Raw genomic sequence first — 415 nt, 5'->3', positions numbered from 1 at the left:
GGCCGTAGCCGCCGAAGGTTACGTCTGCAGCAGCAACACCAGCGGTTGCAACAAGAGCAGTCGTAGCGAAGAGAACTTTTTTCATAGTTTTTCCCTCGGATTATCAATTCATTTGCCCAGACCGGAGAATCCTGAATGGGTATGCATTAGTCTTTCGCTTTTTTGGGGGGCAGTTGGCAAGCATCCGGCGTGAGCAGATTGTGAATGTCGTTAAGAATGGTGCAGGGATGTCACAGTCCCCTCACTCAAGCGCCAAAGACATCAATAGAGAAACCCTATGCTGGCGCGAGTTTCCGCCAACATGATGTGGCTTTTCATAAAATCGCGGGATCAAACCAGAGATCACTCAACAAAAGAAAAGGGCAGGTCTTTCGACCTGCCCTCTATTAGGTACGTATCGTTCAGGAATTAGAAC

The 415-nt window shown here is 48.7% G+C and carries 1 protein-coding gene; it reads left to right on the top strand.

All coding sequences use genetic code 11. From position 1 onward, the window contains the following. The coding region (locus FAP39_RS17740; RefSeq protein WP_212743449.1) for a hypothetical protein at positions 1-193 on the top strand (193 nt) is incomplete at its 5' end. Positions 194-415: the final 222 nt, after the last annotated feature.

This window comes from Shimia litoralis, from assembly GCF_005518135.1.
GTDB lineage: Bacteria > Pseudomonadota > Alphaproteobacteria > Rhodobacterales > Rhodobacteraceae > Shimia_E > Shimia_E litoralis.
This window is presented reverse-complemented; position numbering and strand designations above follow the sequence as displayed.